The sequence below is a fragment of the Sphingomonas adhaesiva genome (assembly GCF_002374855.1).
In the GTDB taxonomy this organism is placed as follows: Bacteria; Pseudomonadota; Alphaproteobacteria; order Sphingomonadales; family Sphingomonadaceae; genus Sphingomonas; species Sphingomonas adhaesiva.
This window is the reverse complement of the sequence record NZ_NWVC01000009.1, coordinates 35,998-52,262: the sequence shown is the minus strand read 5'-3', so window position 1 is coordinate 52,262 and position 16,265 is coordinate 35,998. Positions and strand designations below refer to the sequence as shown.

The following is a 16,265-nucleotide window of genomic DNA, read 5'->3' as shown; positions in this document are numbered from 1 at the left end:
GCGCGTATCGGTCGAACGGCTAGGCCAGCGCTTCCACCACACGGACGTCATGATCAGCGCAGGCGCGGCGCAGCCGGTCGTCGGTCAGGCGATCGGTCACCAGCGCGTCGATGCTGTCCAGCCGTCCGATGCGCAGCGGGGCAGGGCGGCCGATCTTGCCGCTGTCGGCGACCAGGATCACCTGCCGCGCATTGCGCATGATCGTCTGCGTCACCTGCACCTCGTCCGCAGCGAAATCGAGCAGGCTGCCGTCGGGGTCGATCGCCGACGCACCGATCAGCGCCACGTCGACCTTGAACGCATCGATGAACGACATCGCCAGCGGCCCCACCACCGCGCGATCGCCGCGCCGCACCGTTCCGCCGACGACCACCACGTCGATCGTATCGCGCCCGTCCAGCATGTCGACGACATTGAGGTTGTTCGAAATGACCATCAGGTCGCGGTGCGCGGACAGGTTCGCCGCCACCGCCTCGGTCGTGGTGCCGATGTTGATGAACAGCGACGCGCCATCGGGGATCAGCCGCGCCGCCGCTGCACCGATCGCCGCCTTTGCCGTGGCGGCGACGTCGCGGCGGGCGGCATAGTCGATATTGTCGACGCCCGACGTGACGATCGCACCGCCATGGACGCGCGACAGCAGCGATCGGCGCGCCATGTCATTCAGGTCGCGGCGGATCGTCTGCGGCGTCACGCCCAACCGCGCCGCCAGATCCTCGACCGTGACGCGGCCGGTGTGCCGCGCCAGCGCCAGAATCTCGCGGTGACGCTCGTCGCTCATGCGCGCGCCGCCAGCCATGCGGCCAGCCGATCGGCTGTGCCGGGCGGCACGTGCAGCCCCAGCTTGCTGCGCCGATACAGGATGTCCTCGGCGCTGATCGCCCATTCCTGATCGACCAGATAGGCGACCTCGCGCGCGTGGAGTCCGCCGCCCAGATCCTCGCCGAGGCCGGCGGGGGTGCGCGCGTCGCCCAGCAGGCGGTCGACACGCGTGCCATAGGCGCGCGCCAGCCGGTGCAGCAGCGCGCGCGGCATATCCGGCAGCCGAGCGGCGAGCGTGTCGAACCAGCGATCGAAATCCGCATCCGGCACGTCCCCGCCGGGCAGCACCGCGCCCGCGGTCCAAGCGCCGGACGCCTGCGGGAAGAAGCGCGCCAGTTCGCCCAGCGCATGTTCGGCCAGCTTGCGATAGGTGGTGATCTTCCCCCCGAAAATGCTGAGCATCGGCGCATTTTCGTTCGCGCCCGCCGGGCCGGTATCCAGATCGAGGACATAGTCACGCGTCACCGCGGAGGCGTTGGCGGCCTTGTCGTCGTACAGCGGACGGATGCCGGAATACGTCCAGGCGATATCGTCGCGCCCCGGCGCGCGATCGAAATAGCGCGCCACCGTCCCGAGCAGGTAATCGACCTCCTCCGGCGAAATCTCCGCACGGCCGGGCGCACCCTGCCACGCCTCGTCGGTGGTGCCGATCAGCGTGAAAGCGCCTTCGTAGGGGATGGCGAAGACGATCCGGCGGTCGGGGTTCTGGAGCATGAAGGCGTGATCGCCTTCGTACAGCCGTGGCACGACGATATGGCTGCCCTTGACCAGCCGCACGCCGCGATCGTCGCGTGCGTGGGGCACGCGGCCCAGCACGTCGGCCACCCACGGCCCCGCGGCATTGACCAGCGCGCGCGCCGTGATCGTGCGCCGGCCGCCGGCGTCCTCGATCGTCGCCCGCCAGCCGCCGCCGGTACGCTCGGCGTCGATCAGCCGGGTTTGGGTCATGATCGCCGCGCCGCGATCCGCCGCATCGCGCGCGTTGAGGACGACCAGCCGGCTGTCCTCCACCCAGCAATCCGAATAGACGAAGGCGCGCCCGTCGTCCTTCAGCCCGGCACCGCGCGCATCGCGGCCCAGGCGGATCGTCTCCGTCGCGGGCAGCTTCTCGCGCCCGCCGAGGTGATCGTAGAGGAACAGCCCGGCGCGCACCATCCACGCCGGGCGCGGCGAGTTGGTCTGCGGCAGCACGAAGCGCAGCGGCCAGATGATGTGCGGCGCCATCGCCCACAGCCGCTCGCGCTCGATCAGCGCCTCGCGCACCAGCCGCACCTCGCCATATTCCAGGTAGCGCAAGCCGCCGTGGATCAGCTTGGTCGAGGCGGACGAGGTATGGCTGGCCAGATCGTCCTGCTCGACCAGCGCCACCGACAGGCCGCGCCCGGCCGCGTCACGCGCGATCCCGGTGCCGTTAATCCCGCCGCCGACGATCAGCAGGTCCACGTCCTGCGCGTGCCGTTCCATGCCGTTTTCTCCTGCCGCCGTCCGCTCGTACGTCATATGGAACCGAACAAACGAACTTTCAAACGAAAGTGTTGACGTTCGCCCGATGCGCGCGGACAAGCGGGATGACGACGGATGAAGGAGAGGCACGGTGGCGGGAACGACGGGCACGCACGTGCTGGCGATAGACCAGGGGACGACATCGACCCGCGCGATCGTGTTCGATGCGAACGCGCGCCCGGTCGCGACCGCGCAGACCGAATTCGCGCAACATTATCCGCAGGGCGGCTGGGTGGAGCATGATCCGGAGGATATCTGGCGCGACACGCTGGCCGTCACGCGACAGGCGATCGCCGACAGCGGCGTCGGCGCGGCCGGGATCGCCGGGATCGGCATCACCAATCAGCGCGAGACGGTGGTGGTGTGGGACCGCGCGACCGGCGCGCCGATCCACCGCGCGATCGTCTGGCAGGACCGCCGCACCGCCGGTTGGTGTGCCGACCTGAAGGCGGCCGGGCACGAACCGATGGTGCGTGCCAAGACCGGGTTGCTGATCGACCCCTATTTTTCCGCGACCAAGCTCAGCTGGATCCTCGACCATGTCGACGGCGCGCGGGAGCGGGCGGAGAAGGGCGAACTGGCGTTCGGGACGATTGACTGTTTCCTGCTGTGGCGGCTGACCGGCGGGGCGGCGCATGCCACCGACGTCACCAACGCCGGCCGCACGTTGCTCTACGATATCCGCGGACAGCGCTGGGACGAGGAATTGTGCGCGCTGTTCCGCGTGCCGATGGCACTGCTGCCGGAGGTGCACGACAATTCGCATCTGTTCGGGCACACCGCCGACGGACTGTTCGACGCCGCGATCCCGATCGCCGGCATGGCGGGGGACCAGCAGGCGGCGCTGTTCGGTCAGGCATGTTTCGCACGCGGCATGGCCAAGTCCACCTATGGCACCGGCTGCTTCATGCTGCTGAACACCGGGGAGGAAGCGGTGCGGTCCGAGCACCGTCTGCTGACCACGCCCGCCTATCGGCTGGACGGGCGGATGACCTATGCGCTGGAAGGGTCGATCTTTGTCGCCGGTGCCGCGATCAAATGGCTGCGCGACGGCATCGGCGTCATCACCCATGCCAGCGAAACCAACGATCTGGCGACGACCGTGCCGGACAGCCACGGCGTCTATATGGTGCCCGCGTTCGTCGGGCTGGGGGCGCCGCACTGGGACCCGGATGCGCGGGGCGCGATCTTCGGGCTGACGCTGGGCGCGACGCAGGCGCACCTGGCGCGCGCCGCGCTGGAGGCGGTGGGCTATCAGACGATGGATCTGACCGATGCGATGATCGCCGATGGCGGCCGCGCGCCGGAAACGATCCGCGTCGACGGCGGCATGGCGGCGAACGACTGGCTGTGCCAGTTCCTCGCCGACCTGCTGGACGTGCCGGTCGAGCGGCCGGCGCATCTGGAGACGACCGCCTTGGGCGCTGCCTTCCACGCCGGGCTGGCGACGGGGGTATGGAAGGATCTGGACGCGCTGGCCGCGACCTGGGCGCGTGCCGATTGCTTCGAACCCGCGATGGCCGCGGATCATCGCGACGCGCTCGTCGCCGGGTGGCATGATGCCGTGGCCAAGACGCTGACCCCGGCAGCGCGGCGCTCCGATTGAGCAGGCCAAAAAAAAGCCGGGGCGAACCCCGGCGTAGAAAGTTTTTAGGAGAGGATGCCTGAAAGGCCCGTCCTTTTTGCGGTGCAGCACATGATTGCGCAAGTGCAATACGATCAAACCTGATTGCAGTTAATGCAATCGTACCAAATGGCGGTGGTGCCAAGCGCGGTCGCTGCGGAAACCTCGTCCCCGTTGGTAAACGTGAACCGGTCGTCCGGCGTCGCCACATGGCCATGCAGCCGCACGGCGCATCGCAACGTCGCGTCGCCATGCCGCCGTTCGAAGGCGAGCAAATGGTCGGCACCCGGGCCGTTAACCCTGGCGGGCACGTAATCGGCCTGTTCGAACAGCGCCGGATGGGCACGCCGCAGCGCCAGCAGATCGACGATCAGGCGCATCTTCGGCGGCAGGTCGCCGTCTTCCAGCAACCGCATCCGCTGTGCGAAATCGACCGGCCGGCGATTGTCGGGATCGACCAGGCTGAGATCGGTCAGTTCGGTGCCCTGATAGCAATCCGGCACCCCCGGCAGCGTCAGCCGCAACAACAGCTGCACGAGCGAATTGTCGAGCGCCGCAGGCGCGATCCGGGCGACGAAGGCGCTCATCTCCGCGACGAACGACGCATCGCCCAGCAGCGCGTCGACCAGCGCCGCGGCATCCGCCTCATAGGCTTCGTCCGGCGCCTCCCATGACGAGCGCAGCTTGGCCTCACGCAGCGCCTTTCGCTGCCACGCCTTGATTCGCTCGCCGAAGTCACCTTCCGGCCCACCCTCCGGCCACGCTCCGGTCAGCGACTGGAACAGCATGTAGCGGTCCGCCGGATGAACCGGCGCATCCGCGCTGGACCGCATCCAGCGTTCCACCTGCTCCGCCCAGGCATCGGGTGCGGCGCTCAGCACCGCCAGCCGCGCGCGCGCATCCTCGCCGCGCTTGTGATCGTGGGTGGCGGTGGTCAGCATCGCGTTGGGCACCTCGCGGGCCCGTTCCTGCGTCAATTCGTGGAAGAGCGCCGGGCGAATGCCCAGCAGTTCCGCATCGGCACCGACGTCGTTGCGCGACAGCAGCCGGCCGTAACGATAGAAGGCCGTATCTTCGACCGCCTTGGCCGCGATGGGCGCAGACAGTTGCTGGAGCCGGCGCACCGCCTCGCCGGCCTCTGCGGCGCGCGGACCGGTGCCCGCCAGCCAGTCCAGCACCATGTCGACGACCGCCGTCTCCCCGGGCGGAATCAGCGGCGCGACCCGTTCGCTCGCGACGGCGCGGATCGGCGCATCCGATGCCGGGGCGGCATTGCCGGTGCCATAGGTGCGATAGGTAGGGAATACCCACAACAGCCGCTCGATCGCGCGGCGCAGCATCGCTGAGGTGACGCCGTCGGGCGCGATCGCGGCGAAGGCGGCGACGCAGCGGTCAAGCTGTCCGGCGAATTGCCACGACAACAGGTCCTGCCGTGCGACGAATTCCTCCGGCGCGAAGTCCGCGCTCTCGCCCGTCAGCCGCGACCACAGATGCTCCAGCGTCTCCGCCCCGCTGCCGTCGTGGATCAGCAGCGATACCTGCTCCATGAAGTCGTAGCCGCTGGTCCCGTCCAGCCCCCAGTCCGCGCCCGGTTGCGGATCGGCGGGTGCCAGGATCTTCTCGACCAGGATATACGCCTCGTCGCCCAGCCGCTCGCGCAGCGTCCGGCAATAGCCGATCGGATCGGCCAGCCCGTCGACATGGTCGATCCGCACCCCGTCGATCAGCCGCTCGCGGATCAGCCGGATATAGAGCGCGTGCGTGGTATCGAACACCGCCGGGTCCTCGACACGCACACTCGCCAGATCGTTGATCGTGAAGAAACGTCGCCAGTTCAGATCGTCATTGGCGACCCGCCACCATGCGAGGCGATAATGCTGCCGGGTCAGCAGGTCGGGCAGGGGCAGGTCGGGGGCCGTCGCCTGATCCTCGTCGCGGATCGGGAAGCGATGCTCGCCATAGGCGACGACCGACCATGTATCGCCGTCGCGTTCCAGCGTCAGATCGCCGTTCGCCAGCGCCTCCGACAAGGGTGTGCCCAGCACCGGCAGCACGATCGGCTCGTCCCAGTCTATGTCGAAGGTCTGAGCATGGGCGCTGTCACGGCCGTGACGCAGCACGTCGTTCCACCATGCATTGGCACCGCCCGCGACCCCCATGTGATTGGGGACGATATCCAGGATCACCCCCATGTCGCGCGCGCGCAGCGCGGCGACCAGCGAACGAAAGCCTTCCTCGCCGCCCAGCGCGGGGGAGATGCGCGTCGGGTCGGCGACGTCGTAGAAGTGGGTCGAGCCGGGCGCGGCGACGGTGATCGGGGAGGCATAGATGTGGCTGATCCCCAACCGGTCGAGATACGGCACGATCGCCTCCGCATCGGCGAAGGTGAAGCCGTCGTGGAATTGCAGCCGGTAGGTCGCGCGCGGGATCATGAGGATGCCTTTCCGGGGCGTTGCGCGGTCAGCGCCGCGGTCCGTCGGGAAACCGGACGACGGGCGAGCAGCACGTCCGTCGCCGCGACCAGCCGCCGCCGCCAGTTGGGATGTTCGTCGATCGTGCCCGGCAGGTTGGGCTGCTCTTCCAGCGCCAGCAGGTCCTCCATCGGGAAGATCGCCAGCGCCCCCGGTGCCGCGGCGACATGCGCGAGGATCGCGTCGACCGGTGCTTCGTCCGGCGGGTCGCCGGCGCCGCCGATCGCCTGCCACAGCGCAGCACGTTCCGTGTCGCGATGCGCGCGGTCGACCGTGGCGCCCAGCTTCTCCCGCCAGTCGAGGTCGCGGCCCTTCCACCAGCCGGCGATCGTGGGGGTGTCGTGAGTGCCGGTCATCGCCACCGCCGCTTCGTCCCATTGCGCGGGCGGGGTGAAACCGCCGTCGCGATCGCGCTCGAACGGCAGAACGCGCATCCCCAGCATGCACCGCGCCGCCAGCGTGTCGCGAAAACCGGGCGGCACGGTCCCCAGGTCCTCCGCGATGACGATCGCGCCGGCGCGCTGCGCCTCGATCGACAGGATGCGGCGCAGGTGGTCGCCCGGCATCGTCAGGTACGCGCCCTGATCGGCGCTGGCACCCTCCGGGATCACCCACAATCGCTCCAGCCCCAGTGCGTGGTCGACGCGCAACCCGCCCGCATGCGCGAATGCCGCGCGCAGCGTCGCGATGAAGGGTGCGAACCCGTTGCGTTCCAGCGCGAAGGGGTCGAGCGTGGTGATGCCCCAATTCTGCCCGTCCGGCCCCAGCGGATCGGGCGGCGCACCGAGGCTGAGGCCGGTCAGCACCTCGCCGGGCGCGCTCCACGCATGGCTGCCGTCGGGCGCCATGCCGACCGCCAGATCGGCGACCAGCCCCACCGTCATCGCGCCGCCCGCCACGCGCTGCGCCTGCGCCAGCGTCAGATCGGTCAGCCATTGCAGGAAGGCGAAGAAGGCGATGTCGCCTTCCGCCTCCGCGGCGAAGCGCAACACCGCTTCGCCGCGCGCGTCGTGCAGTTCGGCCGGCCAGTCGCGCCAACCGTTGCCGCCCAGCCGTCCGTGCAGCGCATCGAACCGCGCATGATGTTCCAGCGCAGCGCCCTTCTGCCGGCGATAGGCCAGCGCCGCGGCGCGCGCGGCCTCGCCCGCCGCGTCGTACGCGCCGCGCAGCGCCGCCATCCGCGCCGGGATCGCCCGTTGCCAGTCGATCAGAGGTGCGGCCGGGGCAGGGGGGAGCGGCAGGCCGATCAGCCCGGGGTCGGCGAGCATGACATTGTGGAACAGTCGGCTGGACGGCGAATAGGGGCTGAAACGCGCGGGGGCGGCGGGGAACAGCGCATGCGTCGGGCTGATCGCGACCGCGCACGCATGGGCGCGCGCCAGCGCCGCTGCGCTGTCGGCCAAGGTTCCGGCGTCGCCGAATGCGCGCTCAGCACGACCGCGCAGAGCGGGGATCTGCACCGCCACGCCCCAGCCGCGCGGCGGCGGTTCCGGGCAGCGGCGCGGCGCCAGCGCCAGCTGGAAGCGCCGGCCCGCCACCTCGACATGGTGATAGCCGACCTTGTCAAGCGCGGGCAGCCGTCCCGCCTCGTCGAGCGGGAGGGCCGCGCCGCTGCCGTCCTCGAACGTCACCTGCGCGATGCCGGCGCAACCGGGCGGCAGGGGCACGCGCGCACCCGCATCCCCGGACAGGAACGCTTCGGCCGCGGGGGTGGAGTCCAGCCGGTCGCGGATCGCGCGCAGGACATCCTCCTCGACGCGCTGTGCCCGGCCATCGGCGTCGACCCAGTCGCGTTGCAGGCCAAAGCCGGCGGTCACGGCGCGATCCAGGCGACGAAGCGCGTGCTGTCGGTGACGATCACCCCCGGCGGGGTCGGCAGCGGGGCGGGGACATCGCCAAGGTCGACCGCAAAGCCCAATGTGCTGCCGTCCGCCAGCCGCCAGCGCGCGGTAACCGCGGCATCGCCGGTGGCGGACGCATCCAGCGCGGTCGCACCCGCCAGGTGCGGAACGATGCGTGTATGCCGCAGCGCCAGCAGGTGGCGGTAGAAGGTCCGCCAATCGTCCGCCGCCGGCCCCGGTGTGGCGCGCGACGCATCGAAGGTGGCGGCAGCGTTGGGGTCGGGGATGGCCGCGCGAGCGTCCGGATCGGCGAAGGCGGCGAATCTCGCGAATTCCCGGCGGCGCCCTTCGCGCACCGCATTGGCGAGTTCGTCATGGAAATCGGTGAAGAACAGGAACGGCGTCTCGCTGCCCTGTTCCTCACCCATGAACAGCATCGGGATCTGCGGCGACAGCAGCAGCAGCGCGGTCGCCGCGCGCAGCCGTGCCGGATCGGTCAGCGATATCAGCCGCTCCCCCATGGCGCGATTGCCGACCTGGTCGTGGTTCTGCAGGAAGGCGACGAACGCCGTCGGCGGCAGGTGCGCGCTGGGCGTGCCGCGCGACGCGCCGTCGTGATTAGCCGATCCCTCGCCCTGATAGATGAAGCCTTCCGTCAGGCATCGCGCAAGCCGCTGGGCGGGGCGATCCGCGAAATCGGCGTAATAGGAATCACGCTCGCCGGTCAGCAGGACGTGGAGGACGTTGTGGAAATCGTCGTTCCACTGTGCGTCATAGCCGCCGCGTGCCAGACGCGCGGCGTCATTCTCCTCGTTTTCGAGTACGAGATGGACGTGCCGGTCGGGCAGCGCCGCCCGGATCTCGCGCGCCATCCGGTCGAGGAACGCGGGACTGCGGATCGCATGCACCGCGTCGAACCGCAGCCCGTCGATGCGATAATCGCGCAGCCACATCAGCGCGTTGTCGATGAAGAAGCGCGCCACCGCCTCCTCCGCCACGGCGACCGCACCGCCCCACGGCGTATCGACGTCCGCGTCGAAGAACCGCGCGGCGTAGAGGTTCAGGTAATTCCCGTCCGGCCCGAAGTGGTTGTAGACGACGTCCAGGAACACCGAAATGCCATGGCCGTGCGCGGCATCGACCAGCGCGCGCAGATCATCGGGCGACCCGTAATCTTCCTGCACCGCATAGGGCAGCACCCCGTCATAACCCCAGCCACGCGTGCCGCCGAACGCGCCGACCGGCATCAGCTCGATCGCGGTGATCCCCAGCTGCGCCAGCGACGCCAGCTGCCTCGCGATCCCGGCGAATCCGCCCATCGTGCCGGGGTGAAGTTCGATCAGCACGGTTTCGTGCCACTGACGCCCGCGCCAGTCGTCATGCCGCCAGTCGAACCCCGACGCGGTGACCACGCTCCACCCATGGACGCCGCCGGACTGCACGCGCGATGCGGGGTCGGGTACCGCGGTGTCGCCGATGCGGAAGCGATAGCGGGTGCCGGGCGGGGAAGGGGCGTTGGCGGCCATCCAGCCCTCACCGGTGGCGGTCATCGCGACGGGCGCGGCGCCCTCTACCTCCAGCGTGACCGCATCGGCATCCGGCGCCCACAGCCGGAAACGGGTTGTGCCGTCCGCGTCTGGCTGCGGCCCCCAGCCGATCATTCGAATGCGCTCCGCCACGTGACCAGAACCGCACCCTGCGGTGCGACCTCGTAACTGTCGTCGATCGCGATCTCCCCTTGGTCGGGGCGGGCGCTGTCGATCAGCACGGTGCGGCTGGCGTGCGGCGGCGGCAGGTGGAAGGTCACGGGATCGCCGCTGGCGTTCAGCAGCAGCGACACCGCCTCCACCTGACCGTCATCGGTGCGGACCGCGCGTCGCATCATCAGCGCGCGGCCATCGGGATTGTCCCAATCCTCCGCCGACAATTGCTGCCCGCGCTCGTCCCACCATTCGACGTCGTTGATGCCGTGTCCAGGGGAATCCTGCCCGTACAGGAAGGTCGCGGCATGCAGCACCGGATAGCGCCGCCGCAGCTCCGCCAGACGCGCGACATAATCGATCTGCGCCTGCCCCTCCGGCGTCGCGGCGGCGTTCCAGTCGAGCCAGCTGATAGCGTTGTCCTGACAATAGGCATTGTTGTTGCCCTTTTGCGTCCGGCCGAATTCGTCGCCCGCGACCAGCATCGGCGTGCCCAGCGACGCCATCAGCGTGGTCAGCATCGAGCGCATCACCCGCCCGCGCGCGTCGTTGATCGCCGGATCGTCGGTCGGCCCCTCGGCGCCCCAGTTGCGCGAGGCGTTGTGCGAATGACCGTCGCGATTATCCTCGCCATTCGCCTCGTTGTGGCGCTCCTCGTACATCACCGTATCGGCCAGCGTGAAGCCGTCATGCGCCGCCAGCAGGTTGACGCTCGCCCACGGGCGCCGCGCGCGGCGATCGAACAGGTCGCCCGACCCCGCCAGCCGCGCGGCCAGATCGCCGCGCTTGCCCGGTTCTCCGCGCCAATATTCGCGCACCGTGTCGCGGTACTTGTCGTTCCATTCGGCGAAGCCCGGCGGGAAATTGCCGAGCTGGTAGCCGCCCGGCCCGACGTCCCAAGGCTCGGCGATCAGCTTCAGCCGGCCCAGCACCGGATCCTGGCGCAGCACGTCGAAGAACGCCGCCCCCGGATCGAACCCCGTCGCCTCGCGCCCCAGCGTCAGGCCAAGGTCGAACCGGAAGCCGTCGATACCGAAACTCGTCGCCCAGTAGCGCAGCGAATCCGCCACCATCTGGATCACGCGCGCCTTGCTCATGTTCAGCGTGTTGCCGGTGCCGGTGTCGTTGATCGTGTAGCGCGGATTGTCGGCGACCAGCCGGTAGTAGCTGGCATTGTCCAGTCCGCGCCACGACAGCGTCGGGCCGCGTTCCGACCCTTCGCAGGTGTGGTTGTAGACGACGTCCAGGATCACCTCGATCCCGGCCTTGTGCAGACGGTGGACGGCGCGGCGCAGCTCGTCCTGATGCTCCGAGGACATATAGCCCTGCTCAGGAGCGAAGAAGCCGAGCGTGTTATAGCCCCAATAGTTGCGCAGCCCCTTTTCCTGAAGGAAGCGGTCCTGCGTGAACGCGTGGATCGGTAGCAGTTCGATCGCGGTAACGCCGATCCGCTTCAGGTGGCGGATCACCGCGGGATGGCCGAGCGCGGCGTAGGTGCCGCGTTCGCGCGCCGGCACCTCCTCCATCAGCTTCGTCAGCCCCTTGACGTGCGCTTCGTAGATGACGGTGTCCGACCAGGGCGTGTTCGGGCGGGTATCGCGCGACCAGTCCCAGTGATCGTCGACGACCACCGCCTTGGGCATGGCGGGCGCGCTGTCGCGCTTGTCGAACGACAAATCTTCCTTGCGCGATCCGATGCGATAGCCGTGGAGCGCGTCGGTCCATTTGATCTGCCCTTGCAGCTTGCGCGCATAGGGATCGAGCAGCAGCTTGTTGGGGTTGAACCGGTGGCCGGCCTCCGGCTCATACCGGCCATGCGCGCGAAAGCCGTAGGTGAGGCCCGGCCCGACATCGGGCAGATAGCCGTGCCACACTTCGTCGGTGCATTCCGGCAGCGGCAGTCGGCCCAGTTCGCGGCGACCGCCGGGATCGAAGATGCACAGGTCGATCGCATCGGCATTGGCCGAAAAGACCGCGAAATTGACGCCTTCACCGTCGAAGGTCGCACCAAGCGGATAGGGCGAGCCCGGCTGCAGCCGGTCCGGCAATGTGTCCAACGATCCGAACCCCTTTTTATCGTTCGCAGGCGCACAACCCACGATCGCACGGTTCGTCGCACGGGGTAAGAAAATTCATCTGCGGTTGCGGTGGATCAGCCTCGGATACGCTAGGCGGGGGGCTGCGTCTGCGGTGGCAGCGGATCGCCCGGCGTGCGGATCAGCTCCATCCGCTGCGGCACGGTGCCCAATTCGATCCCGTCCTCGCGGAAACGCCGCAGGATGACGGTGAACAGCTGGCTGCGCGTGCGATAGGCGGCGCGCGGGCTGGCGACATGCGCGAAGCAGTTGAAGAACACGCGCCCGTCGACAATCGAATCGATGAACACCGCGGGGGCGGGATCGTCCAGCACCGCTTCCTCCGCGGCAAAGGCGCTGGCGATGATGTCCCGCGCGGCATCGGCATCGGCCTCGATCGGGATCGAGAACTGGATCTGGATGCGCCCCAGCGGGCTGGCCAGCGTCTTGTTGTGGACGGTCTTGGTAATCAGTTCGGAATTGGGGACGATCAATGTCGAATGGTCCGGCAGCTCGATCTCGGTCGATCGCACGCTGATCCGCTTCACGTCGCCTTCGTCGGTGCCGATCCGCACCAGGTCGCCGATCTTGATCGGCCGCTCCGCCAGCAGGATCAGCCCCGACACGAAGTTCGAGGTGATCGCCTGAAGGCCGAAGCCGATACCCACCGACAGCGCCGACAGTAGCAGCGCGATCCGCTCCACCCCGATCCCCAGCGACGCCAGCGCCCAGATCACCGCCAGCGCGACACCCACGTAGCGCGCGACCAGGCTGATCGAATTGCGCCCCGATCCGTCCAGGTCGGTCGCCGGCAAGAACTTGCCCTCCAGCCAGCGCATGAACGCACGCAGCAGCGTCAGGCCGATGAACAGCACCGCCAGCCCGCGCAGGATCGCACCCGGCGAGATGAAGATCCCGCCGACCGTCACCCCCGATGCCAGCGTCGCGAGGCGGCCGAACATCGAGCCGACTCCGTCGCCCGCGCCGAACGGGAAGAACAGCAGGCCCAGCGCCGCGATCGCCAGCATCACGCGCAGCACGCCCGACAGCAGCACGCCGAACTGGTCGATCAACGTGCCGCGCACGCCCAGCGCGCGCGACAGGATGCGCCCGGCGGGGCTGTCGCGGGTGAAGACGGTCACCGCGATATCGTCCACCGCGGCCATCAGCAGATAGACCGCACTGCCCAGGATGACCGCCCAGGCCGCCAGCTGGACGACGAACAGCGCGAAGCCCAGATAGCCGATCAGCAGCGCGATCAGCGCCGTCGCCACCATCCCCCATGCGACCACGGAAGCGGCGCCCAGCCCGGCGCGGGCAGGGGTGTCCGCATCGGCGTCGGCCCGCGCGGCGCGCAGCCGCGCCACCGCCACCAGCGCGCCGACGATCAGCGCCAGGTGCAGCATTACTTCCGCCACCTGCGTCGCGCTGACCGCGGCGCCGCTGATCCCGGTGGCGGTGATCACCGCCTGCGCCAGGATCGCGAAGGCGACGAGCGCTGCCAGCGGCCAGCTGAACGGGCGCAGGTGATGCGCGACGTCGTCGGCGATCGGCGCGACCCGCCACGTCGGCTGGTGCCGCATCAGCAGCGCGCCGGTGGTGGACGCGGCGAAGCCGGCGAACGACGCCGCCGCGACCAGCGCGTCGAACAGGGTATCCCAACCCTGCGGCTGCAGCCCCGACCATCGAAGCCCTGCCACCAGCGCGCCCGTCGCCAGTAGCGGCGCCAGCGTACCGACCAGGATGCGCCAGATCGCATTGGCCGATCGCCGGACGCGGTGACCCGGCGCGCCGTCGATCAGCAGCCGCAGCGCGAGGCGCTGCGCGGCCAGCCGGCCCGGCAGCATGATCGCGACCGCCGCCGCCAGCCCGAGCACTGCCGCCCATGGCAGCGCGCCCCGGCGTCCCTGTGCGACGCTGTCGGCGCCGTGCGCGACCAGCATCGCCACCCGCCGCGTGTCGCGCGGTGCGGCATGAAGTACTGCCGACCAGAAGGCTGGCGTGACGGGGGAGGCGACGCGGGTAGAGATCATCTGCCCGAATTGTTCGGCTTGGCTTTGCGTGATCTCGTCGGCCAGCTGATCGGCTTCGACCCCCAGCAGGCGCCCGCGCTTGACCGCGGAATCGAGCAGGTTGCGCTGTTTCGTCAGCCGCGCGCGCTCGCCGCGGATGTCCGCCGCCTCGCCCGCGGCAGGGGAGGGGCCGAGCTGCGCCAGCCGCGCGTCGATCAGCGCCAGCTGTTGCGACAATTGGCTGGCCGCGGCCAGTGCGGCGCCGCGCGCGCCGGTCGCGGTATCGCGCAGGTCGGCGCGCTGGTCCGGGGTGATCCGGCCGTCCAGCGCGCGATCGACGGACCGCAAGTCGCTTTCCGCCTGCGCCAGCTGCGCCGTGGCGGCATCCACCGGCGACGGCTGCGCCATGCCTGTTCCCGGGGCGAGCAGCAGCCCCGCCGCCAGCATCGCGCACCACCGCGCCACCCGCATCGTCATCGCTTCGCGCCTGCTGCTTCGCGTCATGGCGCGCGTCGATAGAACAACCGTTGCGCAAAGGCCATGATCGGCCGTACGCGGCGACCGAAACCGGCCGCTTGAGGTGCGCGCACGCCATGCCTTCGATGACCCATGTCGCCGCCGAGGGGCGGATGCTGGCCTATTCGTCGGGCAATTTCGGCAAGGCGCTGGTGTTCGGCGCGGCGGACCTGACCATCCTGTTCCTGCTGACCGATGTGCTGGGGCTGGGCGGCGCGCGTGCGGCGGCGCTGATGCTGTTCGCGGTGATGGGCGACCTGATCTTCGATCTGGCAGCGGCCCGCATGGTCCTGCGCGGTCGCGCGGCGGGGCGCGGCTATCGCTGGATCGTGGCGCTGGCGGCGGTACCGTGCGGGGCGGCGTTCGCGCTGATCTACGCCATGCCCGCGCTGGGCCTCCACCAGCCATGGATGCTGGCGGCGGCGATCCTGGTGTTCCGGGGCGCCTATGCCGTCGTCGACGTCCCGCACAACGCGCTGATGGCGCAGGTCAGCCGCGACAGCCGCGCACGCGGGCGCGTGTCGGGATACCGGCTGTTCTTCAGCACCGCCAGCGCTTTGCTGATCGCCGCGGTCCTGACCCCGATCGTGCAGCAGGCGGGACGCGCCGGGCAGTTCGGGGCGCTGGCCGTCACCGGGTTCGCGGTCGGCGTCGCCTTTGCGGTGACGATGCTGCTGTGCGTGTGGTCGTCCGGCCGACGTGACGGGAGCGGCGGCGCCGATGAGTTGCGGGGCGACCGGATCGCGGTTCCGTTGCGCGATCCGATGGTGCTGGGGATGGGGGCGCTGGCGCTGCTGACAGGCTTTGCGATGCCGTGTTTCGGGCGGATGCTGATCTATCTGGGCGGCTATGTCGTGGCCCGGCCGGCGTCGGTCCCCGCGCTGCTGGGGGCGATGACCGCGGGGCAGTTCGTCGGGGTGATCGCCTTTACCGCGCTGTCGCATCGCTTCGACAAGGCCCGGCTGCTCGTCGCCGGCCATGCGGTCAGCGCCGGCGGACTGCTGTGCTTCGCGCTCAGCCTGGCATGGCCGCCGGGCCAATTGGCGAGCGCGGCGCTGGCCGGCGTCGGCTTTGCCAGCGTGTTCATGTTGCCATGGGGGCTGCTGGCCGACGCGGTCGATGTGGTCGAATGGCGCCACGGCCGCCGGTTCGAAACCGGGTTGTTCGCCTTCTACCTCGTCCTTGTGAAGGCGAGCGGTGCCGCCTCCACGGCGATGATCGGCTGGGTGCTGTATCGCATCGGCTACGTACCTGACACGGTCCAGCCGCCGGTAGTGCGGGCGGCAATGGTCGCCCTTGGGCTGGGGGTGCCGATGGCCGGCGCGATGCTGGCGATCTGGCTGCTGCGCGGCTTCACACTGGATCACGCCCGCCACGCGCGCCTGCTGTGCGCGCTGGCGCGGCGTCAGGCGGGGGCCGATCCGGTTTCGGGGTTGAAGCGCGGGTTGGACGGGTCGAGCGGCGAGGGCGATACCTTCGCCGGCGGCACCGCGCTTTCCGCCCAGGCGCGGCAGAGCATGTCGCGCAGCATCGCCGCGCCCACCGCCGCCCGCTCGTAGACCAGCGCGCGCACGTCCTTATCGTTGGCGTTGGCGAAGCCGTCGCGCTTTTCCAGTTGGTAGACCCGCTCAAGCCGGTTGCCGGACGTGTCGAGGAAGGCCAGCACCGCATCGAACATGTCGCCCTGCCGATTCGCCGGCG

The 16,265-nt window shown here is 69.6% G+C and carries 9 protein-coding genes; 2 read left to right on the top strand and 7 right to left on the bottom strand.

The window, feature by feature from the left end:
* Window positions 1-19: 19 nt before the first annotated feature.
* Together COA07_RS15260 and COA07_RS15255 are read right to left on the bottom strand one after the other, a co-directional pair.
* Window positions 20-781 (bottom strand): DeoR/GlpR family DNA-binding transcription regulator, encoded by a 762-nt coding sequence (locus tag COA07_RS15260; protein ID WP_066708767.1) that lies wholly within the window; start codon window positions 779-781, stop codon window positions 20-22.
* Entirely contained in the window at window positions 778-2,286 is a 1,509-nt protein-coding gene (locus COA07_RS15255; RefSeq protein ID WP_066708753.1) for a glycerol-3-phosphate dehydrogenase, read from the bottom strand. Before COA07_RS15255 ends, COA07_RS15260 begins: the two co-directional genes overlap by 4 nt.
* A 130-nt stretch (window positions 2,287-2,416) precedes the next feature.
* Here COA07_RS15255 and glpK point away from each other — a divergent pair, with 130 nt between their 5' ends.
* Window positions 2,417-3,931 carry a glycerol kinase GlpK gene (gene glpK, locus COA07_RS15250; protein ID WP_066708755.1) on the top strand — a complete coding sequence of 505 codons (1,515 nt, stop codon included), beginning with the start codon at window positions 2,417-2,419 and terminating at the stop codon, window positions 3,929-3,931.
* Window positions 3,932-4,044: 113 nt separating this feature from the next.
* Here the strand turns inward: glpK and treY are convergent, their stop codons facing one another.
* The 5 genes from treY to COA07_RS15225 all read right to left on the bottom strand — a co-directional run bounded on the left by treY (window position 4,045) and on the right by COA07_RS15225 (window position 14,525).
* Window positions 4,045-6,381 carry a malto-oligosyltrehalose synthase gene (treY, locus tag COA07_RS15245; protein WP_066708758.1) on the bottom strand — a complete coding sequence of 779 codons (2,337 nt, stop codon included), beginning with the start codon at window positions 6,379-6,381 and terminating at the stop codon, window positions 4,045-4,047.
* Entirely contained in the window at window positions 6,378-8,237 is a 1,860-nt protein-coding gene (gene malQ, locus COA07_RS15240) for a 4-alpha-glucanotransferase (protein ID WP_245842190.1), read from the bottom strand. Before malQ ends, treY begins: the two co-directional genes overlap by 4 nt.
* The gene (gene treZ / locus COA07_RS15235; RefSeq protein WP_066711229.1) at window positions 8,234-9,922 is read right to left on the bottom strand and encodes a malto-oligosyltrehalose trehalohydrolase; all 1,689 of its coding nucleotides are present in this window, start codon (window positions 9,920-9,922) and stop codon (window positions 8,234-8,236) included. Before treZ ends, malQ begins: the two co-directional genes overlap by 4 nt.
* On the bottom strand, window positions 9,919-12,018 hold the full coding sequence (gene glgX, locus COA07_RS15230) for a glycogen debranching protein GlgX (RefSeq protein WP_245842189.1): 2,100 nt from the start codon (window positions 12,016-12,018) through the stop codon (window positions 9,919-9,921). The genes treZ and glgX overlap by 4 nt, the downstream gene beginning before the upstream one ends.
* A 110-nt stretch (window positions 12,019-12,128) precedes the next feature.
* A complete protein-coding gene (locus COA07_RS15225; RefSeq protein WP_066711234.1) occupies window positions 12,129-14,525 on the bottom strand; it encodes a DUF3772 domain-containing protein in 2,397 nt (798 codons plus the stop codon).
* A gap of 116 nt (window positions 14,526-14,641) precedes the next feature.
* Here COA07_RS15225 and COA07_RS15220 point away from each other — a divergent pair, with 116 nt between their 5' ends.
* Window positions 14,642-16,123, top strand: coding sequence for an MFS transporter (locus COA07_RS15220; protein ID WP_373853903.1), 1,482 nt, complete (start codon window positions 14,642-14,644; stop codon window positions 16,121-16,123).
* Window positions 16,124-16,265: the final 142 nt, after the last annotated feature.

Bases quoted from the DNA above. Each gene is read 5' to 3' on its own strand.
- COA07_RS15260 (WP_066708767.1), bottom strand. From the start codon at position 781: ATGAGCGACGAGCGTCACCGCGAGATTCTGGCGCTGGCGCGGCACACC.
- COA07_RS15255 (WP_066708753.1), bottom strand. From the start codon at position 2,286: ATGGAACGGCACGCGCAGGACGTGGACCTGCTGATCGTCGGCGGCGGG.
- treY (WP_066708758.1), bottom strand. From the start codon at position 6,381: ATGATCCCGCGCGCGACCTACCGGCTGCAATTCCACGACGGCTTCACC.
- treZ (WP_066711229.1), bottom strand. From the start codon at position 9,922: ATGATCGGCTGGGGGCCGCAGCCAGACGCGGACGGCACAACCCGTTTC.
- COA07_RS15225 (WP_066711234.1), bottom strand. From the start codon at position 14,525: ATGACGATGCGGGTGGCGCGGTGGTGCGCGATGCTGGCGGCGGGGCTG.
- COA07_RS15220 (WP_373853903.1), top strand. From the start codon at position 14,642: ATGCCTTCGATGACCCATGTCGCCGCCGAGGGGCGGATGCTGGCCTAT.